Annotated in this window: 1 rRNA gene; it reads left to right on the top strand. The window is 49.8% G+C overall.

Features of this window, described 5'->3' with window-relative positions:
* Nucleotides 1–164: ribosomal RNA gene (locus tag RR062_06275) — 16S ribosomal RNA — on the top strand; the annotation flags it as partial.
* Nucleotides 165–530: the final 366 nt, after the last annotated feature.

The raw sequence follows: 530 nt of genomic DNA, 5'->3' as shown, positions 1-530 counted from the left end.
GTTCCCGGGCCTTGTACACACCGCCCGTCACACCATGGGAGTCGGTAACACCCGAAGCCAGTAGCTTAACCGCAAGGAGAGCGCTGTCGAAGGTGGGATTGATGACTGGGGTGAAGTCGTAACAAGGTAGCCGTATCGGAAGGTGCGGCTGGATCACCTCCTTTCTAAGGAGTTAATAACTCGCGAGAGTTTTAGTTTAAAGAGTAGTAGACTAAATGTTGTTTAATTTTGAAGCTTCTGCCGACGAATTGTCGGTGATAAGCCTAAGGACGGCAGCCGCAAGGCATTAGCCGCGCACAGGTGAGGTCATCGCAGTTCAGTCAAGGATAGCAGATACCGGCAAGCGCAATATGAGTGTTAAAGTCGCAAGAATTTAACTACACATATAGAGCATACCGGTAATTGTTACCCGCAAAAGTTTTCTAAGGGCGAAAAATGATTTCCCTGTCATCGGGTATAAATTACCCGCAATATGGGGGTGTAGCTCAGCTGGGAGAGCACCTGCCTTGCACGCAGGGGGTCAGGAGTTC

Source organism: Clostridia bacterium (assembly GCA_036654455.1).
Taxonomy (GTDB): domain Bacteria; phylum Bacillota; class Clostridia; order Christensenellales; family CAG-314; genus JAVVRZ01.
The sequence above is the reverse complement of the archived record's forward strand: the minus strand, read 5'-3'. Positions and strand labels throughout refer to the sequence as shown.